Origin of the sequence: Microbacterium sp. PM5 (genome assembly GCF_003293595.1) — a bacterium.
Taxonomy (GTDB): domain Bacteria; phylum Actinomycetota; class Actinomycetes; order Actinomycetales; family Microbacteriaceae; genus Microbacterium.
In genome coordinates this window covers 414,263-439,558 of the sequence record NZ_CP022162.1, presented here as the reverse complement: position 1 = coordinate 439,558, position 25,296 = coordinate 414,263, and the positions used below count along the sequence as shown (strand labels likewise).

The 25,296-nt window shown below is 71.1% G+C and carries 26 protein-coding genes; 12 read left to right on the top strand and 14 right to left on the bottom strand.

Going from position 1 to position 25,296, the window contains the following annotated elements:
* Positions 1-45: 45 nt before the first annotated feature.
* Positions 46-843 carry an IclR family transcriptional regulator gene (locus CEP17_RS02135; protein WP_112931094.1) on the top strand — a complete coding sequence of 266 codons (798 nt, stop codon included), beginning with the start codon at positions 46-48 and terminating at the stop codon, positions 841-843.
* Here the strand turns inward: CEP17_RS02135 and CEP17_RS02130 are convergent.
* A complete protein-coding gene (locus CEP17_RS02130) occupies positions 834-1,928 on the bottom strand; it encodes a LacI family DNA-binding transcriptional regulator (protein WP_112931093.1) in 1,095 nt (364 codons plus the stop codon). The genes CEP17_RS02135 and CEP17_RS02130 overlap by 10 nt on opposite strands.
* Positions 1,929-2,045: 117 nt before the next feature.
* Between CEP17_RS02130 and CEP17_RS02125 the strand changes: the two genes are divergently transcribed.
* Genes CEP17_RS02125 through CEP17_RS02110 form a run of 4 tightly spaced genes read left to right on the top strand, consistent with a single transcriptional unit; the run spans position 2,046 to position 7,256 of the window.
* Complete coding sequence (locus CEP17_RS02125; RefSeq protein ID WP_112931092.1) at positions 2,046-3,305, top strand: extracellular solute-binding protein; 1,260 nt, start codon at positions 2,046-2,048, stop codon at positions 3,303-3,305.
* 2 nt (positions 3,306-3,307) lie between these two features.
* Complete coding sequence (locus CEP17_RS02120) at positions 3,308-4,462, top strand: sugar ABC transporter permease (RefSeq protein ID WP_112931091.1); 1,155 nt, start codon at positions 3,308-3,310, stop codon at positions 4,460-4,462.
* Positions 4,459-5,364 (top strand): carbohydrate ABC transporter permease, encoded by a 906-nt coding sequence (locus CEP17_RS02115; protein WP_112931090.1) that lies wholly within the window; start codon positions 4,459-4,461, stop codon positions 5,362-5,364. The genes CEP17_RS02120 and CEP17_RS02115 overlap by 4 nt, the downstream gene beginning before the upstream one ends.
* Complete coding sequence (locus CEP17_RS02110; protein WP_112931089.1) at positions 5,361-7,256, top strand: glycogen debranching N-terminal domain-containing protein; 1,896 nt, start codon at positions 5,361-5,363, stop codon at positions 7,254-7,256. Before CEP17_RS02115 ends, CEP17_RS02110 begins: the two co-directional genes overlap by 4 nt.
* A 6-nt stretch (positions 7,257-7,262) precedes the next feature.
* Here the strand turns inward: CEP17_RS02110 and CEP17_RS02105 are convergent, their stop codons facing one another.
* A complete protein-coding gene (locus tag CEP17_RS02105; RefSeq protein ID WP_005052264.1) occupies positions 7,263-7,739 on the bottom strand; it encodes a YbaK/EbsC family protein in 477 nt (158 codons plus the stop codon).
* Between the two features lie 105 nt (positions 7,740-7,844).
* Between CEP17_RS02105 and CEP17_RS02100 the strand changes: the two genes are divergently transcribed.
* The 4 genes from CEP17_RS02100 (at position 7,845) to CEP17_RS02085 (ending at position 13,780) form a co-directional block, all read left to right on the top strand.
* Positions 7,845-9,767: a heavy metal translocating P-type ATPase gene (locus CEP17_RS02100; RefSeq protein WP_112931088.1), complete on the top strand. Its 1,923-nt coding sequence runs from the start codon at positions 7,845-7,847 to the stop codon at positions 9,765-9,767.
* A 68-nt stretch (positions 9,768-9,835) separates the two neighbouring features.
* The gene (locus CEP17_RS02095) at positions 9,836-10,918 is read left to right on the top strand and encodes a Glu/Leu/Phe/Val dehydrogenase family protein (RefSeq protein ID WP_112931087.1); all 1,083 of its coding nucleotides are present in this window, start codon (positions 9,836-9,838) and stop codon (positions 10,916-10,918) included.
* Positions 10,919-11,056: 138 nt separating this feature from the next.
* Positions 11,057-12,646 carry an AMP-binding protein gene (locus tag CEP17_RS02090; protein ID WP_112931086.1) on the top strand — a complete coding sequence of 530 codons (1,590 nt, stop codon included), beginning with the start codon at positions 11,057-11,059 and terminating at the stop codon, positions 12,644-12,646.
* A gap of 105 nt (positions 12,647-12,751) precedes the next feature.
* Entirely contained in the window at positions 12,752-13,780 is a 1,029-nt protein-coding gene (locus CEP17_RS02085) for a helix-turn-helix domain-containing protein (protein WP_112931085.1), read from the top strand.
* Here CEP17_RS02085 and CEP17_RS02080 read toward each other — a convergent pair.
* From CEP17_RS02080 to CEP17_RS02065, 4 genes are all read right to left on the bottom strand, one after another.
* Entirely contained in the window at positions 13,777-14,085 is a 309-nt protein-coding gene (locus CEP17_RS02080) for a DUF6510 family protein (protein ID WP_036290207.1), read from the bottom strand. The genes CEP17_RS02085 and CEP17_RS02080 overlap by 4 nt on opposite strands.
* On the bottom strand, positions 14,082-14,807 hold the full coding sequence (locus CEP17_RS02075; protein WP_112931084.1) for an FAD-binding oxidoreductase: 726 nt from the start codon (positions 14,805-14,807) through the stop codon (positions 14,082-14,084). The genes CEP17_RS02080 and CEP17_RS02075 overlap by 4 nt, the downstream gene beginning before the upstream one ends.
* Positions 14,804-15,397 (bottom strand): sulfite oxidase-like oxidoreductase, encoded by a 594-nt coding sequence (locus CEP17_RS02070; protein ID WP_112931083.1) that lies wholly within the window; start codon positions 15,395-15,397, stop codon positions 14,804-14,806. The genes CEP17_RS02075 and CEP17_RS02070 overlap by 4 nt, the downstream gene beginning before the upstream one ends.
* A gap of 66 nt (positions 15,398-15,463) precedes the next feature.
* Positions 15,464-16,045, bottom strand: coding sequence for a TetR/AcrR family transcriptional regulator (locus CEP17_RS02065; RefSeq protein WP_051039661.1), 582 nt, complete (start codon positions 16,043-16,045; stop codon positions 15,464-15,466).
* A 141-nt stretch (positions 16,046-16,186) separates the two neighbouring features.
* Here CEP17_RS02065 and CEP17_RS02060 point away from each other — a divergent pair, with 141 nt between their 5' ends.
* Complete coding sequence (locus CEP17_RS02060) at positions 16,187-17,104, top strand: helix-turn-helix domain-containing protein (protein ID WP_112931082.1); 918 nt, start codon at positions 16,187-16,189, stop codon at positions 17,102-17,104.
* A 9-nt stretch (positions 17,105-17,113) separates the two neighbouring features.
* Here CEP17_RS02060 and CEP17_RS02055 read toward each other — a convergent pair whose 3' ends face one another.
* The gene (locus CEP17_RS02055; RefSeq protein ID WP_112932840.1) at positions 17,114-18,079 is read right to left on the bottom strand and encodes a DJ-1/PfpI family protein; all 966 of its coding nucleotides are present in this window, start codon (positions 18,077-18,079) and stop codon (positions 17,114-17,116) included.
* Positions 18,080-18,278: 199 nt separating this feature from the next.
* Between CEP17_RS02055 and CEP17_RS02050 the strand changes: the two genes are divergently transcribed.
* Positions 18,279-18,995, top strand: coding sequence for an alpha/beta hydrolase (locus tag CEP17_RS02050; RefSeq protein ID WP_112931081.1), 717 nt, complete (start codon positions 18,279-18,281; stop codon positions 18,993-18,995).
* Between the two features lie 40 nt (positions 18,996-19,035).
* Positions 19,036-19,392 carry a UBP-type zinc finger domain-containing protein gene (locus CEP17_RS02045; RefSeq protein WP_112931080.1) on the top strand — a complete coding sequence of 119 codons (357 nt, stop codon included), beginning with the start codon at positions 19,036-19,038 and terminating at the stop codon, positions 19,390-19,392.
* A gap of 78 nt (positions 19,393-19,470) precedes the next feature.
* Here CEP17_RS02045 and CEP17_RS02040 read toward each other — a convergent pair whose 3' ends face one another.
* The 7 genes from CEP17_RS02040 to CEP17_RS02010 form a co-directional block, all read right to left on the bottom strand.
* The gene (locus tag CEP17_RS02040) at positions 19,471-20,037 is read right to left on the bottom strand and encodes an NADPH-dependent FMN reductase (RefSeq protein ID WP_036321432.1); all 567 of its coding nucleotides are present in this window, start codon (positions 20,035-20,037) and stop codon (positions 19,471-19,473) included.
* A gap of 116 nt (positions 20,038-20,153) precedes the next feature.
* Positions 20,154-21,194 (bottom strand): LacI family DNA-binding transcriptional regulator, encoded by a 1,041-nt coding sequence (locus tag CEP17_RS02035; protein WP_162722393.1) that lies wholly within the window; start codon positions 21,192-21,194, stop codon positions 20,154-20,156.
* A gap of 89 nt (positions 21,195-21,283) precedes the next feature.
* Positions 21,284-22,090, bottom strand: coding sequence for a creatininase family protein (locus CEP17_RS02030; RefSeq protein WP_112931078.1), 807 nt, complete (start codon positions 22,088-22,090; stop codon positions 21,284-21,286).
* Positions 22,087-22,689 (bottom strand): GTP cyclohydrolase I, encoded by a 603-nt coding sequence (folE, locus tag CEP17_RS02025; protein ID WP_112931077.1) that lies wholly within the window; start codon positions 22,687-22,689, stop codon positions 22,087-22,089. Before folE ends, CEP17_RS02030 begins: the two co-directional genes overlap by 4 nt.
* A gap of 51 nt (positions 22,690-22,740) precedes the next feature.
* Positions 22,741-23,553, bottom strand: a complete 813-nt coding sequence (locus CEP17_RS02020) for an ABC transporter ATP-binding protein (protein WP_112931076.1) — start codon at positions 23,551-23,553, stop codon at positions 22,741-22,743.
* Positions 23,550-24,380 carry an ABC transporter permease subunit gene (locus CEP17_RS02015; protein WP_112931075.1) on the bottom strand — a complete coding sequence of 277 codons (831 nt, stop codon included), beginning with the start codon at positions 24,378-24,380 and terminating at the stop codon, positions 23,550-23,552. Before CEP17_RS02015 ends, CEP17_RS02020 begins: the two co-directional genes overlap by 4 nt.
* On the bottom strand, positions 24,377-25,207 hold the full coding sequence (locus tag CEP17_RS02010) for an ABC transporter permease subunit (protein ID WP_112931074.1): 831 nt from the start codon (positions 25,205-25,207) through the stop codon (positions 24,377-24,379). The genes CEP17_RS02015 and CEP17_RS02010 overlap by 4 nt, the downstream gene beginning before the upstream one ends.
* Positions 25,208-25,296 lie beyond the last annotated feature (89 nt).

The following is a 25,296-nucleotide window of genomic DNA, read 5'->3' as shown; positions in this document are numbered from 1 at the left end:
TTCCACCCCGGCTGTGCCCGCGCAGCCACACGGGCGTGGCATTGTGTGTCTGTGATACCAGACAATATCGGCGATGCGGATGCGCCGCCGAAGGCGGTGCAGGTCCCGGCCGCGGACCAGACCCTGCGGATCCTCGCCTATCTCGCACGCCAGCGCGGACCGGTCGCCGCCCGGACGATCTCCGAAGGCCTCGCCATCCCCCGCTCGAGCGTGTACCACCTGCTGACCGCGATGGCGACGCACGGTTTCGTGGTGCATCTTCCGCACGACCGGCGCTGGGGGCTGGGTACGGCCGCGTTCGAGCTGGCCGGCGGCTACGCCCGTCAGCAGCCTCTTGCGCGTCTGGGCCGTCCCCTCGTCGCCGCCCTCTCCGACCGCCTCGGCGAGAGCACGCACGTGGCGGTGATGACCGGCCGCGATGTGCTGTACATCGTCGAGGAGCGCGCTCCGCGGCGCCCCGCGCTCGTCACGGACGTGGGTGTGCGGCTGCCGGCTCACCTCACGGCGACGGGACGAGCGATGCTCGCCGCTCTGCCGCGCGAGCAGGTGCGCGCGCTCTACCCGGATGCCGCGGCCTTCGCCGACCGCACGGGTCGCGGGCCGAGGCGCCCGACCGAGCTTCGCGAGCTGCTGCGTCAGACACGCGCCGCGGGCTTCGCGGGTGAAGACGGCGAGGTGACCCTCGGCTTCCGTTCGGTGGCGGTCGCCGTCCGCGACCACGCCGGCTGGCCGGTCGCGGCGATCGCGGTGACGTGGCCCGCCGAGGCCGGTCACACCGCGGAGGCGCTCGCACCGGCGGTGACGACGGCGGCGGACGAACTGCAGCGCCGGCTCTACGGCTGAACGCTCGGCGGCGCCGTCTCACGCACGACGAGGCGCGGCTCGACGAGGACGTGGGCACTCCCGGGTTCGGCGGCACGGTGCTCGATGGAGGCCGCGCCTCCGAGCAGCAGATCCAGGGCGCCGACGGCGACCTCCTCGGGCAGCTGCTCGACGCTGGACAGACCCAAGGCTTCGGCGGCCGGGGTGTTGTCGAAGCCGATGATCGGCAGGGCGGGGCGCCCGGCCGCCACCGCGGCCAGGTGCGCACCGACCGCCAGAGAGTCGCTGACGCACACGATGGCATCGATCTCGTCGGAGGCGACGAGGTGGGCGGCGACGTCACGCGCCCGCGCCACGTTCTCGTCGCTCACGACACGGATCGGCGTCCATCCGGCCGCGCGCACGTCCCCGGCATCCAGCGCCCGACGCCAGCCTCGTTCGCGGTCGTCGCCCGTTGCGGAGCCCGCGGGCCAGCCCAGGAAGGCGACGCGCGGACCCGCCGTCGCCAGCGCATGCCGTGTCGCCTCGGCGGTGCCGGCGGCCCCGTCGACGTCGACCCAGTGATGGCTGGGGGCGCCCACGTCGTCACGGCCCCAGGGGCGGCCGAACGAGACGAAGGGCACGCCGCGCTCCAGGAGCCACTCCGCGCGAGGATCGCCCGGGAAGGTTCCGGTGATGACGACCGCGTCGATCTCTCCGCCCTCACGCAGATCCCCCATCCGTCGGATCTCCTCCTCGGGGGTGCGCGCCGCGTAGAGCATGACGCGCAGGCTCCGCTCGCCCGCCTGTTCAGTGAGCGCGTGCACGAAGCGGTCCAGCACGACACCGGAGATTCCGCCCGCGTAGGGGTCGAGGTGGATGCCGATGGTCGAGCTGCGCCGCGTGCGCAGTCGGCGCGCGGAGACGTGGGGGGCGTAGTTGAGCCGCGAGATGGCATCGGCGACGCGGGCGCGCGTCTCCTCCCGCACGATCTGAGGCGAGTTGATGACGTTGCTGACGGTCTGCCGGGACACGCCGGCCGCTCGTGCCACGTCTTCGATCGTCGCCGATCTGTTCACGCGGTCCTCCTTGACGGTCTCGGCATCCTCGTCTATCTTTTCAAGCATCCCACAATTTGAACGATCAAATGATCGATCCAAGGGCGGATCGCACGGACGATCCGCGCGGGATGGCACCATGGGCCGCGCTGCCCACGCGCGAGCCCCGCGATCGAAGGAGATGCGATGAAGCGACACACAGCACGGACGCTGCTCGCGGCAGGAGGCCTGGCCGTGGCCTCAAGCCTGCTGCTGACCGGATGCGGACAGGGATTCAGCGGGTCGGGCTCTGACCCCTCGGCCAGCGCCGGGGATCTGACGTCGTCCGACAAGCCGCTGACGATCATGATCGGCTCGTCCGGAGACGCCGAGACCAAGGCCGTGCAGGATGCCGTCGCCGCCTGGTCCGCGAAATCCGGTGTGTCGGCGTCGGTCGTCGCCGCGACCGACCTCGCCCAGCAGCTGTCGCAGGGCTTCGCGGCGGGCTCTCCGCCGGACCTCTTCTACCTCAGCACCGACCAGCTTGCGGGCTTCGCGAGCAACGGCTCGCTGAAGGCCTACGGCGACCAGCTCAGCAACAAGGACGACTTCTACCCGTCGCTCGTGAAGAACTTCACCTACGACAACACCTTCTTCTGCGCGCCGAAGGACTTCTCGACGCTGCAGCTGGTCATCAACGAGAACCTGTGGACGAAGGCGGGCCTGACCGACGCCGACATCCCGACCACCTGGGACCAGCTGGCCGCCGTGGCCGCGAAGCTCACGAACGGCTCCACGAAGGGGCTCGTCTTCGGCGGCGAATACGCCCGTCTCGGCGCCTTCATGGCCCAGGCCGGCGGCCGCCTCGTCTCCGAGGACGGCAAGACGGCCGAAGCCGACAGCGACGCCAACGTGACGGCGCTCACCTATGTCCAGAAGCACCTGCAGGACGGCACGTTCGCCTACGCCTCCGACGTCGGAGCCGGCTGGGGCGGCGAGGCGTTCGGCAAGCAGCTGGGCGCCATGACGATCGAGGGCAACTGGATCACCGGCGCCCTCGGCGACTACCCCGACGTGAAGGCCAAGGTGGTCGAGCTTCCCGCCGGCAGCGCCGGCAAGGGCACCCTCCAGTTCACCAACTGCTGGGGCATGGCCGCGGACAGCCCCAACCAGAAGGCCGCGCTCGACCTCGTCGAGTACCTCACGAGCGCCGACCAGCAGCTCGCGTTCTCGAAGGCGTTCGGCCCCATGCCGTCGGTGCAGTCCGCCGCCCAGACGTGGAAGAACGACAACCCCTCGCTCGTGGCGTTCCTCAACGGCGCCGACTATGCGCAGGGCGTTCCCACCAACAAGGGCGCCGCAGACGTGATCAAGGACTTCAACGCGCAGCTGGAGTCGCTGAAGACGGGCGACCCCAAGAAGATCCTCGACTCGGTGCAGTCGAACCTCGAGGCCGTCGTCGGCTGATCATGTCCGCTCCCGTCGCTCCGGCCGCGACGCCCTCGCGCCCGGTCTCGCCCCGGCATCCGCGCTCCCGCGGAATCCGCCGTGGCGAGGCCGGTGCGGGCTGGCTGTTCGTCTCGCCCGTCATCCTCATCCTCGGCGTCTTCCTGCTGATCCCCGTGCTCATGGCGCTCTGGGTGAGCTTCTCGGACTGGTCGGGGCGCGGGAGCCCCCTCTCCGGCTCCGTCGGCTTCGTCGGCCTCGACAACTACGCCGCGATCACCACCGGTGGCGGGCTGGCCGAGCGCGACTTCGGCACGGCGCTGCGCAACAACGCGTGGTATGTGCTGCTCGTCGTGCCGCTGCAGACGGTGCTGTCGCTGTTCCTCGCCGTCCTGGTCAGCCGCCGCATCCTCCGCGGGCGCGGCTTCTTCCGCACCGCCTTCTACTTCCCGTCGGTGACCAGTTCGGTCGCGATCACGGTGCTGTGGCTGTTCCTGTTCTCGTTCGCCGGCCCCGTCAACCAGATCATGTCGGCGATCGGTGTCGCCGCCCCCAACTGGTTCAACGATCCCCGCGGCATCGTGCACGTCGCACTCGGGGCGGTCGGCGTCTCGAACGGGCCGGACGCACTCACCGGAGCGGGTTTTCTCGGGGTCTCCTGGTGGGACTGGCTGGCGGGTCCGTCGATCGCGATGTCGGCGTTCGTGCTGATGGCGGTGTTCACGACGAGCGGCACCTTCATGCTGCTGTTCATCGCCGCGCTGCAGAACATCGGCGTCGAGCTCGGCGAGGCGGGCATGATGGACGGCGCCAACGGATGGCAGCGCTTCTGGCACATCACGCTCCCTCAGCTGCGGCCGACGCTGTTCACGGTGATCACGCTCGGACTCATCGGCTGCTGGCAGGTGTTCGACCAGATCTACACCGGCACGCAGGGCGGTCCCGCCAAGACGACGATGACACCGGCCTACCTCTCGTACACCTCCGCCTTCCAGAACCAGGACTGGGGTGTGGGAGCGGCGATCGCCTTCATTCTCTTCGTCATCATCATCGCCTTCACGCTCCTGCAGCGCTGGGTGCTCCGCGACCGCCCGGTCTCGAAGCGGCGCATCCGCGCCTATCAGCCGCGCGCGGCGGCATCCACGAGCCCTTCGCCCTCGAAGGAGGTCGACGCATGACCACCACCCTCGGCACCGTCGAGGTGCAGAGCGCGCCGCCGACGCGACCGCCGCGGCGCCACCGGCGCATCACCCCCCGCAGCCTCACCGGCCAGGTGCTGCTGTACGGGATGCTGGTGCTGCTCGCCCTCGTCTACATCTACCCCTTCCTGGTGCAGGTGGCGACCTCGTTCAAGACCGAACCGGATGCCGCCGCCGACCCGGTCTCCCTGATCCCCGCGACGTTCTCGACGGCCGCGTACGAACGTCTGTTCCTGCACAGCGACTTCCCGCTGTGGTTCGCCAACTCGACCATCGTGACGCTCTGCGTCACCGTCGGCCGCGTGTTCTTCGTCTCCCTGGCCGGGTACGCGCTCGCGCGGCTCCGCTTCCGAGGGCGCGGCGTCGTGTTCGCCCTGGTCGTGGCGGTGATGACCGTGCCCACGGTCGTGCTGCTGATCCCGAAGTTCCTCGTGCTGAACCAGCTCGGCCTCTACAACTCGTACGCCGGCATGATCCTGCCGCTGCTGGTGGACGCCGCGGGCGTGTTCATCATGAAGAACTTCTTCGAGTCGATCCCCGACTCGGTCGAGGAACAGGCGCGCATCGACGGGGCGGGCACCTTCCGCGTGTTCTGGTCGATCGTGCTGCCGATGGCACGTCCGGCATTGATCACGATCGTGATCCTGTCGTTCCAGGGGTCGTGGAACGAGCTCAGCCATTTCATCGTGTCGACCCAGTCGCCCGAGCTCACGACACTCACCAAGGGCGTCGCGTCGCTCGCATCGGGCCAGCTCAGCCAGGGCACGCAGTACCCTCTCAAGCTCGCGGCCGCGGCGATCATGACGATCCCCGTCGCCGTCCTCTTCTTCATCTTCCAGAGGAAGATCATGAACACCAGCGAAGGAGCAGTGAAGGGATGACGGCCGGTTTGCAGCCATTCCTGTCCGACCGGATCGTTGCGCTCGCCGCGCCCACCCAGGCATGGTCGGGGCGTGACGGCGACATGGGGGCGGCCCCGATCGACGGCATCTACCACGGAGACACCCGGTTCGTCCGGGGTCTGGACGTGCACTATGCCGGCGCCGACGGCGCATGGCGTCGCCCGGAACACATCGCGACGGATCCGATCGCGGCCGGCGCCGTGCGGATGGACGCGCTCCTGCGTGGCGTGGACGACGACACGCCCGATCCGAAGGTGCGTCTGCAGCGGGAGCGCACCGTGGTCGAGGGGCGCGTCACCGAGTCGCTCACCGTGCGCTCCGCCCGCGACGCACCGGTCCTCCTCCGGCTGCGGGCCCGCGTGCGCGTGGACATCGGCGCCCTGCAGGACGTGAAGGCGGGTGCGTCCGGCCGGACGCACGGCGAGCTGACGATCTCCGACGGCACGGTCATCGTCCGTCGGGGCGACGCATCCGTTCAGCTGACGGCACCGGGTGCCGCGCTCGCCGCCGACGACGACGGCGAGATCAGCGTGGAATGGCGCCTGGACTGCCCGCCGCGAGGGCGGATGAGCGTGTCGTGGACGGCGATCCTGGCCGACGCCGCCCTGGTGGTGCGCGGGGCAGCCGCGACGATCCCCTGGGAGCGCCCGTCGACACCCACGGGGACTGATCCACGTCTGCCGCGCTGGCTCGACCGCGCCCTCGACGATCTCGGCGCGCTGCGCCTGACTCTTCCCGACGCACCGGAGGACGAGTTCTTCGCAGCCGGGGCACCCTGGTTCTTCACCCTGTTCGGACGCGACTCGCTCTGGGCGGCTCGACTGCTGCTGCCGCTGGATGCACGGCTCGCGGCATCCACGCTGCGCGTCCTCGCACGTCTGCAGGGCACGCGAGACGACCCGACGACGGCCGAGCAGCCGGGCAAGATCATGCACGAGCTGCGTGCGTCGACGTTGACGATGCCGGGTGAGGGCATCGTGCTGCCGCCGCTGTACTACGGCACCGTCGACGCGACAGCGCTGTGGGTCTGCGTGCTCGCCGAGACGGCCGAGCGGATGCCGCATGCCGAGGTGAGCGCGCTGCTGCCCGCGATGGAAGCCGCGCTTGAGTGGATCGTCACCTCAGCGGAGCGCACGGGCTTCCTCGAGTACGTGGACGAGACAGGCCACGGCCTGTCCAATCAGGGGTGGAAGGACTCGGGCGACTCCATCCAATGGCATGACGGTTCCCTGGCCGCCGGCCCCATCGCGCTCTGCGAAGTCCAGGGCTATGCGTACGAGGCGGCGATCGGCGGAGCCGACCTGCTGGAGCGGTTCGGCCGGCCCGGCGCCGAGCGGCTGCGCACGTGGGCGCGCGATCTCAAGCAGCGTTTCGCGCAGCGCTTCTGGGTGACGACGCCGTCCGGACGATTCCCGGCGATCGCCCTCGACCGCGATGGCCGCGCGGTCGACACGCTCACCTCCAACATCGGACACCTCCTGGGTACCGGCATCCTCGACCCCGCGGAGGAGGCGAGCGTCGCCGACCTGCTGATCGAGCCGCGGATGGCGTCCGGCTTCGGCATCCGCACCCTCTCGACCGACGCAGGCGGCTACTGGCCGCTCAGCTATCACGGCGGCAGCGTCTGGATCCACGACACGGCGATCATCGCCCGCGGAATGCTGCGCGCCGGCCTGCTCGGGCATGCCCGACGGATCGTCGCGCAGATGCTCGCCGGAGCCGAGGCCTTCGACTTCCGCGTGCCGGAGCTGTACGCCGGTGACGGCGCCGACGAGGTGCGCGCGCCCGCTCCCTACCCCGCCGCGTGCCGCCCGCAGGCGTGGACGGCGGCCGCCGCCGTCACCGCCTGGGAGGTGCTGCGGGGCGACTGAGCTCGTTCAGTCCACGGCGCTCACGGTGCCGCCGGTGAGCCGGACGAGCTCGTCGAAGGTGAGAGGGAACACCGTGTGGGGAGTGCCGCCGGCCGCCCAGATCTCGTCGAACCCGGCGAGCGCCTCGTCGACGACCGTGGCCAGCGGGGCGGGGTGGCCGGTGGGCGCCACGCCGCCGATCGCCTGGCCGGTCGCGGCGCGCACCTCATCCGGCGAGGCCCGCACGATGCTGCGCCGACCGAGGCGCTGGGCGAGAGCCGCCGTGTCCACGCGGTGCGCCCCGCTCGTCATCACGAGCAGCGGCTCGCCGTCGGACATGAAGACGAGGCTGTTCGCGATGGCCCCGACCTCGACGCCGAGCGCGGCAGCGGCGAGCGCCGCCGTCGATGCGGCATCCGGAAGCGTGATGATCTCCCCCGACACTCCGGCGGAGCGAAGGGCCTCGTGGACGATGCGACTGCGCGGCGACAGGTTCTCGGTCATGTCGCCAGCCTAGGGCGGACCGCCCCGCGAACGTCGCCGACATCGTCCAGGCAAGGCAATCCAGCCTTACTGGCGGGCCCGCGGTACGAGGAGAATGCTGGGGGCATGCGCCGCATCTTCGCCGCCCTCGGGCGGTATCCCGTGATCACCGCGACCGTCGTCGTGGGCATCGTCGCCGCTGCACTGGTCGGCGCGGGGCAGGGCGGGTGGGCGACCGCGATCACCACCGCCTACGTCTCGGCGATCGTCGTCTGGACGATCATCGGCATGGTCCGCGACGTGATGCGTGGTCATGTCGGGCTCGACGTGCTCGCCGTCGTCGCGATGGTCGCGACCCTCGCTGTCGGCGAGACGATCGCGGCGCTGATCATCGTGCTCATGCTCTCCGGGGGCGAGGCGCTCGAAGACTACGCGGGCCGTCGCGCGACGCGCGAGCTGACGGCGCTGCTGGATCGCGCACCGCAGATCGCGCACGTGCGCCGTCCGGGCGCCGGTGACGAGACGCGGGACCTTCCCGCCGACGAGGTCGCCGTCGGCGACGAGCTTCTCGTGCGGCCGGCCGAGGTCGTTCCGGTGGACGGCACCCTCCTGTCGGAGGAGGCGAGCTTCGACGAGTCGTCGCTGACCGGCGAGAGCATGCCGGTCACACGCACCGCCGGCCAGACCGTGCTCTCGGGTGCCGTCAACGGATCGCGGGCGATCCGCGTGCGCGCTCTCCGGCGCAGCGCCGACAGCCAGTATCAGCAGATCATCGCCCTCGTGCGTGCCGCGCAGGAATCGCGCGCTCCGATGGTGCGCCTGGCCGACCGATTCGCGATCCCCTTCACGGCGGTCTCGCTCGCCATCGCCGGAGCGGCGTGGGGACTGTCGGGCGACTCCGTCCGGTTCGCGGAGGTCCTCGTGCTGGCCACACCCTGCCCGCTGCTGATCGCGGCACCGGTCGCCTTCCTCGGCGGCATCTCGCGCGCGGCGAAGGCCGGCATCATCGTCAAGGGAGGCGCCGTCATCGAGCAGCTGGCACGCGCGCGCTCCGCCGCCTTCGACAAGACCGGAACCCTGACCCAGGGCCGGCCCGTGCTGGTCGATGTGCGCCCCGCGCCCGGGATCGATCCCGAACGGCTGCTGACGTGGGCGGCGTCGGCCGAGCAGTACTCCGCCCATGTGCTGGCCGACGGCATCCGCCACGCCGCGTCTGCGCGCGGCATCGTGGTGGAGCCGGCCGACGACGCGCACGAGGAAGCGACCAACGGGGTGACCGCCGTGATCGGCGGACGGCGCGTGGTGGTCGGAAAGCCGGCCTACGTCGCGTCGCTCGCACCCGACACCACGCTCACCGCGCTGAATGCGGGTCAGGCGGCCGCGTACGTGGCCGTCGACGGCCGCTTCGCCGGAGCCCTCGTCCTCGCCGACGGCGCACGGCCCGAGTCGCGTGCCGTCGTGCGCTGGTTGCGCGGACACGGCGTGGAACGCGTCACGATGCTCACCGGCGACGCCCGGCCCACCGCCGACGCCGTGGCGGGGTCGGTGGGGGTCGACGAGGTGCACGCCGACCTGCTGCCCGCCGAGAAGGTGCATCTGGCCGCGATGATGACGCCGCGCCCCGTGCTCATGGTCGGCGACGGCGTCAACGATGCGCCGGTGCTCGCCGCCGCCGACATCGGCATCGCGATGGGCGCACGGGGAGCCACCGCCGCCGGCGACGCGGCGGACGCCGTCGTGCTGAAGGATTCGCTGACGAAGGTGGCCGAGGCGGTCGCGATCGGCCGCGACACACTGCACGTGGCCTACGTCGCCATCTGGATCGGCATCGCCCTCAGCGTCGCGGCGATGCTGCTCGCGACGACCGGGCTGGTGCCCGCCGTGATCGGTGCGCTCGGACAGGAAGTGATCGATCTGGCGACCATCCTGTACGCGCTGCGCGCACTGCGCGGTCGTCGGTTCGATCTCTCCGACCCCGGCACCGACGTCGCGCCCGACGCCGCACACACGGCCGCACCCCCGCGATCGGTGCCCGTGGAGGCACAATAGGGGGTGGATGCCGCAACGCCGCGGCATCCACCGAGCACCGCCCACAAGGCCCGCCGAAAGAGGATGCGATGACGCACACCCTGCCCCTGCCCGATTTCTCCCACGAGCGCGTGGAGGTGACGACGGGCCCGCGCAGCGGACTGCTCATCACCGTCGCCCTGCACTCCTCGACGCTCGGGCCCGCCCTCGGCGGCGCCCGGATGTGGACCTACCCGCACTGGAGCGACGCCGTCGGCGACGCCCTGCGGCTGTCGGCCGCGATGACGCTCAAGAACGCCGCGGCCGGGCTGGACGCCGGCGGCGGCAAATCCGTGATCTGTCTGCCGCCGGGAACGACGCTCGATGCCGATCGCCGGCGTGCGGCGTACCTCGACCTCGGCGACGCCGTCGACCGTTTCGGCGGCAGCTACCGGACCGCGGAGGATGTCGGGTCGACGACGGAGGACATGCTCGTCGTCAGCGAACGGACCGCGCACGTGGTCGGCCTGCCCGACGCCGTCGGCGGTTCGGGCGAACCCGCGGGCCCGACGAGCCTCGGCGTGTACGAGGCGCTGCGCGCCACGCTCGAGCAGGTGACCGGCACGCACGAGGTCGTCGGGCGACGGATCACGATCTCCGGGCTCGGTCAGGTCGGCAGCCGACTCGCGGTCCGCCTCAGCGCAGAAGGCGCGGTGCTGACGGTGACCGACGTGAACCCCGCGAAGCGCACCCTCGCCGCCGAGCTCGGCGCACGATGGGTCGAGCCGGGCTCGGAGCACCTCATCGAGGCCGACGTCTTCGTGCCCGCGGGCATCGGCGGCGTGCTCGACGCCGACACCATCGACGCGCTCGCCGCACGCGCCGTCTGCGGCCCGGCGAACAACCCGCTGGCCCACCGCTCGGGTGCCGATCGCCTCGCGGCGCGCGGCATCCTCTACGCACCCGACTTCGTCGTCAACGCGGGCGGCGTCGTGTACCTGGACCTGGAGGCGAAGCACCTGGGCACGCGCAGCCAGATCATGGATCGTGTCGCCGCGATCGGCGACACCGTGCGCGCTCTCTTCGCCGATGCGGCCGCGCGCGACATCACACCGCTGGATGCCGCGGAAGAGCGCGCCGCCGAGCGCCTCGCGATCGGCCGTCGTGCTCGGGAGAGCGCCGTGCTCGTCTGACGCCCGCGTGGCGGCACGCGGTCTCGCAGATGTAGAGACCGCGTGCCGCATACGCGTCCGACGGTGGCATGATGGACGCACCCGGCAGCGTCGCCGGTCCGCGCGGGCATTCGCCGCCCGCCGTCGAAGGAGACCGCCGTGTTCACCAGCCCCTTCCCCGATGTCGAGATCCCGGACGTCAGCATCTACGACGACCTGTTCGCCGATCTCAGCGCGGATGACGCCGCGCGCATCGCCCTCATCGATCCGGCAACGGGCGCCGAGACCTCCTACGGCGCGCTCAAGGCGCAGGTCGACGCCTTCGCCGGCGCGCTGGCTGCTCGCGGCGTCGGCACCGACACCGTGCTCGGTCTGCTCTGCCCGAACGCGCCGGCGTTCGCCACCGTGTTCCACGGCATCCTTCGCGCCGGCGCGACGGTGACGACGATCAACTCGCTGTACACCGCCGGCGAGATCGAGAAGCAACTGCGAGACGCCGGGGCCAGCTGGCTCATCACCGTGAGCCCGCTGTTGGGCGCCGCGCAGCAGGCGGCAGAGGCCGTCGGCATCCCCACCGAGCGACTCGTCGTGCTCGACGGTGCCGACGGGCATCCCGATCTGCGCAGCCTGCTCGGCGAGGGCCGTGCCGCGCCGGAGGTGTCGTTCGACCCGGCGACGCACGTGGCCGTCCTGCCCTACTCGTCGGGGACGACCGGCATTCCCAAGGGCGTCATGCTCAGTCACCGCAACCTCGTCGCGAACGTCGCGCAGTGTCGCATCAACATCGATCTCAAGAACACCGACCGCGTGCTCGCGGTGCTCCCCTTCTTCCACATCTACGGCATGACGGTGCTGCTCAATCTCGCGCTCAAGCAGCGGGCGACCCTGGTCACCATGCCCAAGTTCGACCTCGTGCAGTTCCTCACCAACATCCAGACCTACGGCTGCACGTACCTGTACATCGCTCCGCCCATCGCGGTGGCTCTCGCCAAGCATCCGATCGTCGATCAGTTCGACATCTCCACGGTGCACACCGTGTTCTCCGGCGCCGCGCCGCTCGACGGCGAGACGGCCGAGATCGCCGCCCGCCGCATCAACGCGCGCATGATGCAGGGCTACGGCATGAGCGAGCTGAGCCCCGTCTCCCACGCCATGCCGTATACGCGCGATGACATCCCGGTGAGCTCGGTGGGCACGATCCTGCCGAACATCGTGTGCAAGCTCGTCGACACCGAGACCGGCGAGGAGATCACCGAGATCGAAGACGACGGGCGCACCCGGCCGGGCGAGCTGTGGGTGCAGGGCCCGAACGTCATGCTCGGCTACCTCAACAAGCCCGAGGCGACGGCCGAGACCCTGGATGCCGACGGCTTCCTCCACACCGGCGACATCGCCGTCTACCACGACGGCGGCTACTTCTCGATCGTCGACCGCGTGAAGGAGCTCATCAAGTACAAGGGCTACCAGATCGCACCGGCCGAGCTGGAAGCGCTGCTGCTGGGCCATCCGAAGGTGATGGATGCCGCCGTCATCGGCGTGCTCGACGACGACAAGCAGGAGATCCCGAAGGCGTTCATCGTGCCCGCGCCCGACTCCGGGCTCACCGCGGAGGAGGTGATGGGCTTCGTCGCCGACAACGTCGCGCCGCACAAGAAGATCCGCCGGGTCGAGTTCATCGAGTCGATCCCCAAGTCGACGTCCGGAAAGATCCTGCGCAAGGATCTGCGCGCCCGCGAACACGCCGGCTGACGGCATCCGCGCCGCTCGCGCACGGTGGTGGCCATGAAAGGGCCACGCTCGCGAGGTCGTGCCGGTCCTACCGTGGCCTCACCGGGGCGACGCGAGGAGACGGGCATGAAGACGATCGAGGTGATCGACCAGGTGGCGCGATCGTTGGGGGCGCGGGTGCGCCTGACCGGCAGCGCGTCGGGCGACCGACAACCGGCGGCGGCGGTATCGGAGCCCGTCGCCGGTGCGCGGTTCGTCGATGTTGCGGTCGGTGTCGGATCACTGACCCTGCGCGTCATCGGTCGCTCGGCGGGCGACCTGGATTCGCGTGCCTGGGGTGTGGTCGACGCCGCCGTCCATCTGCTGGCACGCGCACACGGCGGCGACGGCGGCCGACGCGAGCGCGTCTGCGCCGCCCTGCTCGCCGGTGATGCCACCGCGCGCACCGATGCGCTGTGGGAGCTCCGCTCCCGGCGATGGGTCGTCGCGCCCGATGAACCGCTGCGCGTCTGGGCCGTGCTCGCGAACGGCGCCGGCGAGGTGGAACAGATCGCGCTGGGGCGCCGCCTCGCCGCAGCCTTGCCCGCGCCGACCGACTTCGTGGACATCGTCGACGACGCCGTCGTCCTGATCTCCCCCGCGACGGTCGACATGGCGGCCTGCATCGCCGCCGTCGAGCGCGAGACGCGCGCGCACGCGGCGCGCCCGTCTGCTCTCGCGACCGCCGACTGCCCGCCCGATCGCGACGATCCGTTGCCGACGATCCGCCAGGCCCTGGATGCCGCGCGTCTGCGTGCCACGATGCCGCAGGCACTCGCGCCGCGGGCGGAAGATCTCGGTGGATGGATGCTGGTGCAGTCCGTCCCCGCCTCGCCGCGCCTGCTTCAGTTGGTCTCCCCCGCCGCGCACGCGCTGCTGACCGCCGGTGACGAGGTGCAGCGTCAGACCATCGAGGCCTATCTTGACGAGGCGGGCCGGGCACCCGATACCTGTGCCCGGCTGCACATCCACCGCACGACGCTCTACTACCGCCTCGAGCACATGCCCTCGGCGGTGCGCGAAGCGCTGGCCGACGGCCTGCAGCGCAGCACTCTGCACCTCGCGCTGAAGACCGCGAGACTGTGGGAGGCCCGACCCGAGCTGGCGTCGGCTTAGCGGGCGGCAGTCGGGCTGATCAGCTCGGCGAGGGCGGCGATCCTGATCGCCGGACCCGACGGCGCCGCCACGACCGTCATGAGCGTGCGGGAGCACCCGCGACAGCGCACGATCGCAGCATGCTCGTCGCGCTCCACGACGGCCTCGGCCAACGGTCCCGAGCGCGCGCAATGCCCGCACACGACGACGATCGAGGTCGGGTCGTCGGCGAACACGCCGGAGAGCATCCCCGCCAGTGCGTTGCCGTCGACTCGAGCGACGCGGCGCCCGACGGGCGTCGGGTGCGCCACGGCATCCGTCGTCATGATGACCCTCCGAATCTCTCCGTGCGAATCCGCGCCGGCTCGTGCCCGATGCGAACGAGCGCGTCGGCGACCGCCTCCACGAACGACGTCGGCCCGCACACGAAGACGGCGGGGCGCTCCGCGGGCGGCCAACACAGCTGCGCCAGCTCGGCATCGGTGACGCGGCCTGCCGTTCGCGGCCACCCGGGCGGCGGCTGGCGTGTGTAGACCCACGACACCGTGAACGCGGCGGGTGGAAGGCGGGAGATCTCGTCGGCGTACATCGCGTCGTCTGGCGAACGGGTCGAGCAGAGCAGGCGGAACGGAGCCGCACCGTCGGCGACGGCACGCGCGCGAGCCATGGCCAGCAGCGGCACGACCCCCGATCCCCCCGCGATCAACTGCACGGGCGCGGGATCGTCCTCACGCCAGACGAAGTACTCGCCGAGGGGTCCCTTGACCTCGAGGAAGTCACCCGGCTGGACGTCGCGGACGAGGTAGGGCGACACCTCGCCGTCAGGCACCTCGTCGACCGCGAGCTCGACGAGCGGACCATCTCCGATGCTTGCGATCGAGTACGACCGTTCTGCCTGGTATCCGTCCTCAGCGGTCAGACGCACGTCGAGGTGCTGGCCCGGCAGATTGCCCGGCCAGGCGGGCACGTCCAGGGTGATCCGACGGGCATGTGCGGTGAGGGCGGCAACCGCGGCCACGTGGGCCGGAAGCCAGGCCGAGGCGCTCACCAGTAGCGTTCCTCCCGCCACGGATCCCCGTGGAGGTTGTAGCCGTTCTGCTCCCAGAAGCCGGGATCGTCGCGTTCCTGCAGGACGAGCCCGCGCACCCACTTCGCGCTCTTCCAGAAGTAGAGGTGGGGCACGAGCAGTCGTGCGGGACCGCCGTGCTCGGGTGCGAGAGGAGCGCCGTCGAACTCGAAGGCGACCCACGCGCGTCCACCGCGGAGATCGACGAGCGGCACGTTAGTCGTGTAGCCGCCGTAGGAGTGCGCCATCGCCGAGACGGCCGTCGTCGAGACCCCCTCCAGCAGCGTGTCGAGCGACACGCCGCGCCATCGGGTGCCCAGTTTGGACCACCGGGTCACGCAGTGGATGTCGGTGTGGATGTCTTCGATCGGAAGCGCCTGCAGCTGCTCCCACGACCACGATGTCGTCTGCCCGGTCTCGGTGACCACCGAGAACTCCCACTCCTCGGTCGCGATCCGCGGCGTCGGACCCGCCGACAGCACGGGGAAGTCCGCCGTGAGGTACTGCCCCGGCGGAAGCTGCGCATCCGACTCGCGGCGGCGGGATCCGAAGCCTCTGCTGAACTCTGCCATGCTCGCCTCCTGGTGCGAATCTACCGCGAAGGCCCGGTGGAGGCTTTCGACGTCTGACGGATTCTGTCAGGACCTCAAGAGGGCCTCGCCCATCGCGAGCAGACGGGGCCGCGGCAGGGGAAGCCGGCTGAGGTGGATGACGGCCTGCGAGGCCAGCACCGCCTGCTCGGCGCGGGCGGCGACGTCGCGCGCGTGCAGCCGGCGCCCGGCGCGATGGGCGGTGTGGGCCAGCGCGGTCGCAACGGCCTCCTCCATCGCCGCGATCGTGACGGTGGAGATCTCGACCACTTCGGGGAAGCGCTCACGCAGTTCGGTGAGGCTGGTGAGCATGAGGCATCCGCGGCGGTCGGGGTAGGAGACGCAGTCGTCGACCACGCGGCGCAGGAATATCGCGAGCAGTTCGTCTCCGTCATCGGTGCTGTCCGACACGGCATCCGCCACGACATCGACGCGGCCTGCGCAGTACCGCCGGAAGACCTGAAGGAAAAGGTCGCGCTTGGAGCCGTGCGTCGCGTACAGGCTGCTGGTGGCGACACCGGACGCCGCAGCGATGTCCTCGACGGAGGTGCGATCGTATCCGCGCGTCCAGAAGAGCTCCTGCGCGGCATCCAGGAGCTCGTTCTCGTCATATCGCCGGGGTCGACCCACGGTGTCGAACGTACTCCGTCGGCGGGTGGACGACTCACGGATCGGTCCGGATCCGGCGCATTCCTGTCCGTTTGCGCCCCACGCTGAGGGCGACGCGGGATCCACAATTGGAATGCCCTCTCCAAAACCCCGAGGAGAACGATGGACGGCACGCGCAACCCCCTCGCCGAGTTTCTGCGCGACCGCCGCGAATCGCTGAGCCCCGAGAGCGTCGGTCTGGCCGCAGAGCGGGGGCGACGGGTGGCCGGCCTGCGACGCACGGAGGTCGCCGAACTCGCCGGCATCAGTGCGGACTACTACCTGCGCTTGGAGCAGGGGCGCGGCCACCAGCCGTCCCAGCAGGTGCTCTCCGCGCTCAGCCGCGCGCTGCGGCTCGACCACTACGGAGACGAGCATCTGCGGCGCATGGCCGCACTAGCAGCCGGACATGCCGAACCGGCGGCGACCGGCCAGATGCCATCGGGTGCTCTCGACCTGCTGCGCCTGCACCGTGATACGCCCGCCTACATCTCGAATGCGACGATGGACGTCGTCGCGGTCAACCGGCCCGGTCTCCTCCTGGCACCGGGTGGGCTGCGTCCCGGCATGAACCTCGTGATGTCGGTGTTCGCCCACTATCCCGACCCGCACTCCGAAGCGCACTGGGAGCGCACGGCGCGCGCCCTCGTCGCATCGCTCAGATACCACGCGGATCCACGCGATGCGAGGCTCCGCCAGATCGTCGCAGCGCTCGGCCGCACCGACGACCGGTTTCGGCGCATCTGGGGCGCATGCGGTGTCGGGCCGCAGTTCAACGCGTGGCCGATGGTGTACATCGACGCACACGGTTGGGTGACGCTGCGTGCCGAGTCGCTCACGCTCGCCGGGGCGGCGGGGTGGACGATGACCCTCTTCTTCGCTGAGCCGCAGACGCCCGGTGTCGCCGCGCTGGCGGATCTGGTGCGCGACGCGAACAGGGCGCCCGCGGACGGTGACCCAGCGCAGGCCGTGGCGGTGGCCGCGGAGCTCGACCCGATCTGCGTCGACGATGATGCGGATGCCGACGAGATCGCGTCCTGAGGCAGCGGTCTAGACCGATGCGGTGCGGCGGAACCGGCGCTGATACTCGGAAGGCGTCATGCGGTACTGCGCCGCGAAGGCGCGCCGAAGCGCCACGACGGAGGGAAACCCGGCCGACGCCGCAGCTTCGGTGACCGCCGCCCCGGACTCGAGCAGTCCGACGGCGATCGACAGGCGCACCGCGGCGACGTAGGAGGCGGCCGTCGCGCCCAGCTCGTCACGGATGACGCGGGTCACGTGTCGCGTGCTGACGTTGACGTGCGCGGCCAGCTCGCCCACCGTCAGCGGGCGCGTCGGGTTCTCGGCGACATACGCCGCGATGGCGGCGCCCAGCGACGTGCGCGGCGTGCGCGCGCGCAGCGGTGCCGAGAACTGCGCCTGACCGCCGGCTCTGCGCATGTAGACCAGAAGGCCCTGCGCCACCGCGCGGGCGACGTCGGCGCCCAGGTCGTCTTCCACGAGACACAGCGCGAGGTCGATGCCGGCGGCGACGCCGGCGGACGTGAAGACCTCACCCTGCCGCGTGAAGAGATGTTCGGCATCCACGCGCACGGCCGGGTGTCGACGAGCCAGCTCGTCCGCGAACTTCCAGTGCGTGGTCGCGGGGCCGCCGTCGAGCAGACCCACGGCGGCGAGGCCGAAGGCGCCGCTGCAGATCGACGCGACGCGACGCGCCCGACGCGACAGCAGGACGATGGCGGCGCGCAGCTCGGCGTCGTCGAAGACGTCCGGCGCCCACTCGCTCCCGGGGACGACGATCGTGTCGAGGGGACCACTGTCGGATGCCGCAGCGTGGACGCCGAAGGTGAGACCCATGCTCGTCATGACATCTGCGCCCGACGCGGAGAGGAAGACGAGATCGTACGTGTCGGCGGTCAGATTGGCCTCGGCGAACACCTCCGCCGGACCGATCACATCGAGCGCCTTCACGCCGTCGAAGAGCAGGAAACCGATGCGACGACGTGCAGCGGGCACGGTGTCTCCCTTCTCGCCGCGACGCGGCACGTGCCATTGTCCCCCGCCCGGCGCCGACACGCCCGCGCAGGCGCTCGACAGATGTCGAGCCGCCTTTTCGACAGTCGGCCCTGCCTGGCTGCGGCCACGGCTGCCTACGGTGGCCGGGCGGGAGCGGATCGGCATCGGGTCGACGCCCCGCGCAGAGAGGGAGCCGGCCATGACCGAGACACCGACCATCGTCCTCATCCACGGGGCATTCGCCGACGCGGCCAGCTGGGCCCCCGTCACCCGCGCCCTGCTCGATCAGGGAATGCGCGTCCGCGTTCCCGCCGTCCCCAATCGCAGCCTCATCGGCGACTCCGCCTACATCCGCTCCGTCGTCGAGCAGATCGACGGCCCCGTGCTGCTGGCCGGTCATTCGTATGGCGGGGCGGTCATCACGGTCGCGGGCATGGCCGAGAACGTCGTCGGACTGGTCTACGTCTCCGGATACGCACTCACGGAGGGTGAGAGCCTCGGAGAGCTGCAGGGCGGCTTTCCCGACTCCGACCTCGCCCAGCACCTGGTGTACGCGCCGTTCCCCGTCGACGGCGGCGAGCCGGGCACGGACGTGACGGTCGAGGTGGATGCCTTCCCGGAGGTGTTCGCCCACGGCGTCGCCCTGGCGCACGCACAGGTGCTCGCCGCCTCGCAGCGGCCCCTGGCAGCGCTGGCGTTCGGCGAGGGTGCGCCGGCGGCGGCATGGAAGACGAAGCCGGCCTGGGGAATCGTGTCGGCGGCGGATCGCACCATCAACCCCGACGTCGAGCGCTTCGGATACCAGCGCGCGGGACTGCGGAAGGTCGTGGAACTGGATGCACCGCATCTCGTGATGCAGACCCACCCCGTCGAGGTGGCGCGAGTGATCACCGACGCGATCGCCGAGATCGGCTGAGAAGAGTGGTCGGGCTCGCCCGCGTGGAGGGGGTCGACGGATGCCGCAGATCGATGTGAGTGCCGCACCCAGCGGCGACGGCTGCGCCGACTGCGAGGCGGTCGGCGGATGGTGGCTGCATCTGCGCCGCTGCGCCGCGTGTGGTCACGTGGGCTGCTGCGACTCGTCGCCGCATCGCCACGCATCGGCGCACGCGGCGGACTCCGGCCACCGCTACGTGCAGAGCTACGAGCCGGGCGAGAGCTGGTGGTGGGATTACGGCGCACAGACGGCGGTGATCGGTCCCTCGCTCGCGCCCCCGACGAGCCACCCGCTGGATCAGCCGGTGCCCGGCCCCGCCGATCGCCTGCCCGCCGATTGGGAGCTGCAGCTCATGCGCACGCGGGACGGTGCCTGACGCGCCGCCTCTGGTTGCCGGTTGCAGACGAAGGGGTGCCCGCCGGACGGCGGGCACCCCTTCAGCGAGCGGCGATGATCACTCGGCGGAGCTGAGCGACTTCGCGACGTGGGTGTGCACGGCCTTCAGCCACGAGACGAGGAACTCGGCGGTCGACTCGTCGGTGACCTCGCCGTCATCGGTGATGAGACCGTCGCGCAGGTGGATGTACGCCTCGGGCTGCGACAGCTCGGGCGAGGCGAGGAACGACAGGATCGAGCGCAGGTGCTGCTGGGCGACCGCGGTGCCGATCGCGCCGATGGAGGCGCCGATGACGGCCGACGGCTTGCCGGCGAAGCTGTTCTGTCCCCACGGACGGCTCGCCGTGTCGAGCGCGTTCTTCAGCACACCGGGCACTGAGCGGTTGTACTCGGGGGTCACGATGATGACGGCGTCCGACGACTCGATCGAGGACTTGAACGCAGCGGCCTCGGCGGGGATGGCACCGTCGTTGTCAGCGGAGTAGAACGGCAGAGCGGCGATGGGCAGCTCGGTGAGGGTGAGGTCGGCCTGCGGCGCAAGGCGAACCAGAGCGTTCGCGAGGCGACGGTTGATCGAGGTCGACGAGATGCTGCCGATGATGATGCCGACGTTGTACGTGGTCATGCGGGTGATGCCTCCAAGTTGGATTCAGATGCATACATCTTACGCACTCCGGCGGCCGCGGGTGCACGCTCGACGCGATCGAGCGGCCGCGCCGATCACCGGCAGGGCGGCCGCGCTCAGGATCGGCGCGTCGACTCGCCCTCGACGAGGCTGACCGCGAGAACCCGCGCAGACCCGTAGCCGGCCGGGCCGGCGCCGTTCATGGCTTCGTCCAGCAGCTCCAGAGCGCGCGCCGCGATGCCCGGCCAGTCCTGGCGGATGGTGGTGATGGTGGGCGACAGGCGCTGCGTCCACCCGATGCCGTCGTATCCGCACAGCAGCAGATCGCCGGGGATCGAGCGGCCCGCCTGCTGCGCCTCGAAGAGCGCACCGATCGCCTGCATGTCGCTGAGGGCGAAGACGGCGTCGACGTCCGGTGCCTCCTCCAGGAGCTCGGCCATACCCGCTTGTCCCCCGTCCATGCCGTAGAGCGACCCCGCGATCGTCACGGCGGATGCGGGAACCCCGCGATCTGCGAGCCCGGCGAGGAAGCCGTCGCGGCGCTCCTGCGTCGAGGGCAGGTAGCCGTGGCCGCCCACGAGGCCGAATCGTGTGCCCCCGGCATCCACGAGGTGGTGCGCCGCCGCACGACCGCCGCCGAAGTTGTCGGAGCGCACCGAGCCGGCGATCAGCAGCGAGTCGGCCGGCTCATCGCAGGTGACGATCGGCACGGGCGAGGCGGCGAGGCGGTGCAGTCCCGACCGCGGCGGACGCGAGGGCGAGACGATGATGCCGTCGGCGGTCTGCACGAGCGTTTCGAGGACGTCCAGTTCCTGGTCGGGCTCGTACCCCGACGAGGCCAGCACGATCGACCAGTCGCGCGCGGTACCCTCCTGCTCGAACGCGTGCGCCAGCTCGGCGTAGGCGGGATTGCGCACGTCCGGCAGCACGATGCCGACGGTGACCCGATCGGTGCGGGGGCGCGAGCGGGCACCTCCGCCGCGGGAGTAGCCGAGTCCGGCGGCCGCTTCGAGCACACGCTCGCGCAGCGCGACACTGACGCCGCGGCGTCCGCTGAGGGCGTTGGATGCCGTCGCGAGCGAGACGCCGGCCGCCGTGGCCACCTCTTGGAGGGTCGGCGTGCGCGCAGGGCCGTCCGTCGGCGTACTGCGTTCCATCGCCCGACCTCCCGCGCGTGCGTCGGCCGCGTCGGCGCGCGACCCGTCACGAGTGTAGAGGAGGCCGGAGTCGGTCCTGTCTCGCCCCGTCATGAGAATTCCGACCGCAGCCGGCCGATCTCCCTCAGCACATCGGCGAGCGCGTCGGCCTGCGCCCGGAGGGCGGCCCGTCCCCACTCGGCGTTGGCTCCCGTCGGGTCGCCGATGGTGCCGGATGCTGAGACGTCCTCCGTGCGCCAGGGCAGCGAGATCGCCGCGAACGGACCGACCAGCGGCGTCAGGGCGCCCGCAGCGAGCTCGTCGGTGCGGGGCACCCCGTCGGGCGCGGCCAGCGGCAGGCGCACGGACGCGGGATCGACGGCGAGCAGCACGCTGGTCTCGTAGAAGCCGGCGTGCACGTCGACGTCGGGGCGGGGCACGGCCCCCGTCAGCTCCGGCGGCAACGGCAGCGCCGGCCCGTGCACGACGACGACCAGGACGCCGGTCTGGTCGCGGATCTCGCGCGCGACGACGTGCAGCAGTTCCGGGTTTCCGCCGTGCGCGTTGACGAACACGAGCGTGCGCACACCCGCCGCCGCGACCGAACGCGCCACGTCGAGGCAGATCGCGCGCAGGGTCGTGGACGACAGGCTCACGGTGCCCGCGAACGAGGCGTGCTCGGGAGACGTGCCGTACGCCAGCGGCGGCAGCATCCACAGAGGCGGTACGCCGGCGATCCCCGACGCGGCGCGCGCCGCGAGCACGTCCCGGGCGGTGTCGGCGAGCGCCGTCGCGATGACGGCGTCGGTGCTCAGCGGCAGGTGCGGCCCGTGCTGCTCGGTCGCGCCGATGGGCTGCACGGCGATGCCGCCCGCCGCGGCGAGGGCGGCGACGTCGACCCAGGTCGGGCTGCTCATCCGTGCAGGCCGATCAGGCTGCGAGCCTCGGCCCGCTGCACCGGGTCGTCGTCGTAGACGCCGCGACTCGACACCGAGTAGGCCTCGGAGCCCACCGTCCGCTCGCCTCGTGCCCACATGCACGCCTGCTCGGCCGACAGCACGACCAGCACGCCGCGCGCACCGATCGTGTCGACGACGGTCTGCGCGATCTGGTCCGCCAGTCGCTCCTGCATCTGGGGACGCGCCGCCAGCACGCGGATCATGGCGTCGAAGTCGCCGATGCCCGCGAGCATCCGGTCGGGCAGGTAGGCGACCGACACGACGCCCTTGAACGGGAGCATGTGGTGTTCGCACACCGACGAGTAGGGGATGTCGCGCACGACGACCGGCCCCGGGTAGACGCCTTCGATCGGCTCCCCGCCGCCGAGGGCGCGGATCGGGTCGCCGTGCAGACCGCTGAACAGATCGAGACCGGCCTGCGCCACGCGGCGCGGCGTGTCGACGATGGTGGGGTGATCGGCATCGAGGCCGAGGGCGATCATGAACGCGCGATACGCACGCTCGGCGGCGTCGAGGTCGGCGGGGGCGCCGGTGGCGGCGACGGGGGTGAGAGCCATGGAACTGCCTACTTTCGCTGCGGCGGGGAGGGTGGATGCGGCGGGCACCGGTCAGTGGAACAGAAGGGCGGTGGCCCGGTCGACGTAGTGGTGGAACTCGGGGGTCGCCATCATGTCGATCGTGCGCGGACGCGGAAGGTCCACGTGGATGACCTCTTTGATCGTTCCGGGGCGAGGACTCATGACGGCGATGTGGTCGGAGAGCAGCACGGCCTCGTGGATGCCGTGGGTCACCATGACCGCCGTGGCGCCCTGCTCGCTCCACAGGCGCTGGAGCTCGAGGTTGAGGCGCTGACGGGTCATGTCGTCGAGGGCGCCGAAGGGTTCGTCCAGGAAGAGCACGCTCGGGCGCAAGGCGAGGGCCCGGGCGATGGCGACGCGCTGGCGCATCCCGCCGGAGAGCTGCCACGGCTTGGCGCGGGCGAACTCCGTGAGCCCGACCATCGCGAGCAGCTCGGCGATCCACGCACGGTCGACGTCGACGCCGGCGACGTCGAAGGGAAAGCGCACATTGGTCTCGACGCTGCGCCAGGGCAGCAGGGCGTGGTCCTGGAACGCGATGCCGACCTGCTTCGCCTGTCGGAGTGCGGCGGGGGTCATGCCGTTGACGTGCGCCGCGCCGGCGGTCGGGGTGTCGAGATCGGCGAGGATGCGCAGGATGGTCGATTTGCCGCAGCCGCTCGGGCCGAGAAGCGACAGGAACGAGCCGCGTGCCGTGTCGAGGTCGACGTCGGAGACCGCGGTGACCACTCCCGTGCGGGTCGTGAACTCGCGGGTGAGTCCTCGCAGGCGCACGCCGGAGCCGGCCGGCAGCGCTTCGGCGGTCGCGACCGGGGCGGGCCGCGTGGACGACGTTCTGATCATGACGGGGCTCCTCGACGGATGACGGCGGACGGTGGGGGAAAGCGACCCGACAGCACGAGCCGCTCGGCGAGGGCGACGACCGCGTACGCGGCGAGCGCGAGGGCGATCGTCACGACGACGAGGGTCCAGAGCAGCCCGTAGTCGGAGTAGGACTTGCTGGTGAGGAGGTTCGCGCCGAGTCCCTCGAACGAGAACAGGAATTCGTAGAGGGTCGCGGCCGAGATCGTCGCCGGCGCGGCGATCTTCAGGCCGGCGAACAGGAAGGGCAGGGCGCTCGGCAGCTGCACCCGCCACAGGAGGGTGCGCCGGCCACCGCCGTAGGCGTGCACGAGATCGACCGTTTCGGGCGAGGCGGAGGCGAGGCCGGTCGTGACGTTCATCAGCAGCGGGAAGAAGGTGACGATGGCGGCGATGACCGCCGCCGTGACGATTCCCGCCCCGAAGACGGCGTAGATGACCGGGGCCATGGCGATGAGCGGGACGGTCTGCAGCACGAGCGCGATCGGCAGGAACGTGGTGCGAAGGCCGCGCGAGAGCGACATCGCGATCGAGCCGGCGAGGGCGAGCGTGACGCCGCAGGCGAGACCGACGCCCGCGTGCATCAGCGTCACGCCGATCATCGGCACGAGTGCGGCGCGTCGATCGGCGGCCGCGGTGGGCTTGAAGCGACCGTCGACGAAGAGGTAGTCCACGACGTCGAGGGGCGTCTTGGTCAGATACGGGCTGACATGGCTGAGCGACACGGTGAGCTGCCACGCGACGAGCAGGACGACGAGGGTGGCCAGGGTGGTGAGAACGGATGCCGCAACCGGGCGCAGTCGGGTCATCGTGCTCCTCCCCCGAGGTGGCGGGTCCACGGCGCGATCACCGCGGCGACGGCGGCAAGCAGGGCGTACCCGAGGGCGGAGACGCCGGCGGCGAGGACGGCGATGGCCCACATACCGGCGTAGTCGCCGACGTACTGCTGGGAGATCAGGAGGCGCCCCATGCCGGCGTCGACGCCGACGGCGAAGAACTCGCCGGTCATCGCTCCGAGAAACGCCGCCGGCGCGCCGATCTTCAGCGCCGTCAGCAGGGCCGGCAGCGCACTGATCAGCCGCACCCGGCGGATCGCCGTCAGCTCGGTGCCTCCGTACACGTGCACGAGGTCGAGTTGGGTGGGACTGGCGGCACGGAGGCCGAGCAGCACGCCGATGATCATGGGGAAGATCACGGCGAGCACCGCCAGCACGACGCTGACCGCCCGCGATCCCGACGGCGACATGATCACGACGATGGGGCTGACGGCGGCGACGGGGATGCATGCCGCGATGATGCCGAGCTGGGTCGCGAAGGCCTCGAGGGCAGGGATGAGAATGACGGCCGTGCCGAGCACGAGCGCGATGACGACGGCGATCGCGTACCCGGTCAGGGCGGCACCGGCGGTCGCGGCCAGACCCGACCAGTACCCGGCATCCGTCAGGTTCTGCGCGACACGCGCCAGCACGGCGACCGGCGGCGGGATCGCGCCGGGCGTGCCGTTCTCGCGTGTGAAGAAGGTGACGGCGACGACGTGCCAGGCCGCGACGACCACGACGATCGCGACGACAACGGTGAGCGCGGCCGTCGCGGCGGGGCGGGAGGGCCGCGCGAGTCGGAGGGACGGAGCGGTCATGTCATCTCCTGTCGCGAGAAGGGAAGGGGAAGGAGTGAGGCACGGATGCCGGGGCGCGTTCGGGTCGCCCCGGCATCCGTCGATGTCAC

What these genes read in the sequence shown, in the direction of transcription:
- CEP17_RS02070 (WP_112931083.1), bottom strand. Translation starts at nt 15,397, where the DNA reads ATGGCAGAGTTCAGCAGAGGCTTCGGATCCCGCCGCCGCGAGTCGGAT.
- CEP17_RS02080 (WP_036290207.1), bottom strand. Translation starts at nt 14,085, where the DNA reads ATGACGACGGATGCCGTGGCGCACCCGACGCCCGTCGGGCGCCGCGTC.
- CEP17_RS02040 (WP_036321432.1), bottom strand. Translation starts at nt 20,037, where the DNA reads ATGACCACGTACAACGTCGGCATCATCATCGGCAGCATCTCGTCGACC.
- CEP17_RS02115 (WP_112931090.1), top strand. Translation starts at nt 4,459, where the DNA reads ATGACCACCACCCTCGGCACCGTCGAGGTGCAGAGCGCGCCGCCGACG.
- CEP17_RS02035 (WP_162722393.1), bottom strand. Translation starts at nt 21,194, where the DNA reads ATGGAACGCAGTACGCCGACGGACGGCCCTGCGCGCACGCCGACCCTC.
- CEP17_RS02125 (WP_112931092.1), top strand. Translation starts at nt 2,046, where the DNA reads ATGAAGCGACACACAGCACGGACGCTGCTCGCGGCAGGAGGCCTGGCC.
- CEP17_RS02085 (WP_112931085.1), top strand. Translation starts at nt 12,752, where the DNA reads ATGAAGACGATCGAGGTGATCGACCAGGTGGCGCGATCGTTGGGGGCG.
- CEP17_RS02030 (WP_112931078.1), bottom strand. Translation starts at nt 22,090, where the DNA reads ATGAGCAGCCCGACCTGGGTCGACGTCGCCGCCCTCGCCGCGGCGGGC.
- CEP17_RS02060 (WP_112931082.1), top strand. Translation starts at nt 16,187, where the DNA reads ATGGACGGCACGCGCAACCCCCTCGCCGAGTTTCTGCGCGACCGCCGC.
- CEP17_RS02100 (WP_112931088.1), top strand. Translation starts at nt 7,845, where the DNA reads ATGCGCCGCATCTTCGCCGCCCTCGGGCGGTATCCCGTGATCACCGCG.
- folE (WP_112931077.1), bottom strand. Translation starts at nt 22,689, where the DNA reads ATGGCTCTCACCCCCGTCGCCGCCACCGGCGCCCCCGCCGACCTCGAC.
- CEP17_RS02045 (WP_112931080.1), top strand. Translation starts at nt 19,036, where the DNA reads ATGCCGCAGATCGATGTGAGTGCCGCACCCAGCGGCGACGGCTGCGCC.
- CEP17_RS02110 (WP_112931089.1), top strand. Translation starts at nt 5,361, where the DNA reads ATGACGGCCGGTTTGCAGCCATTCCTGTCCGACCGGATCGTTGCGCTC.
- CEP17_RS02015 (WP_112931075.1), bottom strand. Translation starts at nt 24,380, where the DNA reads ATGACCCGACTGCGCCCGGTTGCGGCATCCGTTCTCACCACCCTGGCC.
- CEP17_RS02120 (WP_112931091.1), top strand. Translation starts at nt 3,308, where the DNA reads ATGTCCGCTCCCGTCGCTCCGGCCGCGACGCCCTCGCGCCCGGTCTCG.
- CEP17_RS02050 (WP_112931081.1), top strand. Translation starts at nt 18,279, where the DNA reads ATGACCGAGACACCGACCATCGTCCTCATCCACGGGGCATTCGCCGAC.
- CEP17_RS02010 (WP_112931074.1), bottom strand. Translation starts at nt 25,207, where the DNA reads ATGACCGCTCCGTCCCTCCGACTCGCGCGGCCCTCCCGCCCCGCCGCG.
- CEP17_RS02130 (WP_112931093.1), bottom strand. Translation starts at nt 1,928, where the DNA reads ATGCTTGAAAAGATAGACGAGGATGCCGAGACCGTCAAGGAGGACCGC.
- CEP17_RS02105 (WP_005052264.1), bottom strand. Translation starts at nt 7,739, where the DNA reads ATGACCGAGAACCTGTCGCCGCGCAGTCGCATCGTCCACGAGGCCCTT.
- CEP17_RS02020 (WP_112931076.1), bottom strand. Translation starts at nt 23,553, where the DNA reads ATGATCAGAACGTCGTCCACGCGGCCCGCCCCGGTCGCGACCGCCGAA.
- CEP17_RS02095 (WP_112931087.1), top strand. Translation starts at nt 9,836, where the DNA reads ATGACGCACACCCTGCCCCTGCCCGATTTCTCCCACGAGCGCGTGGAG.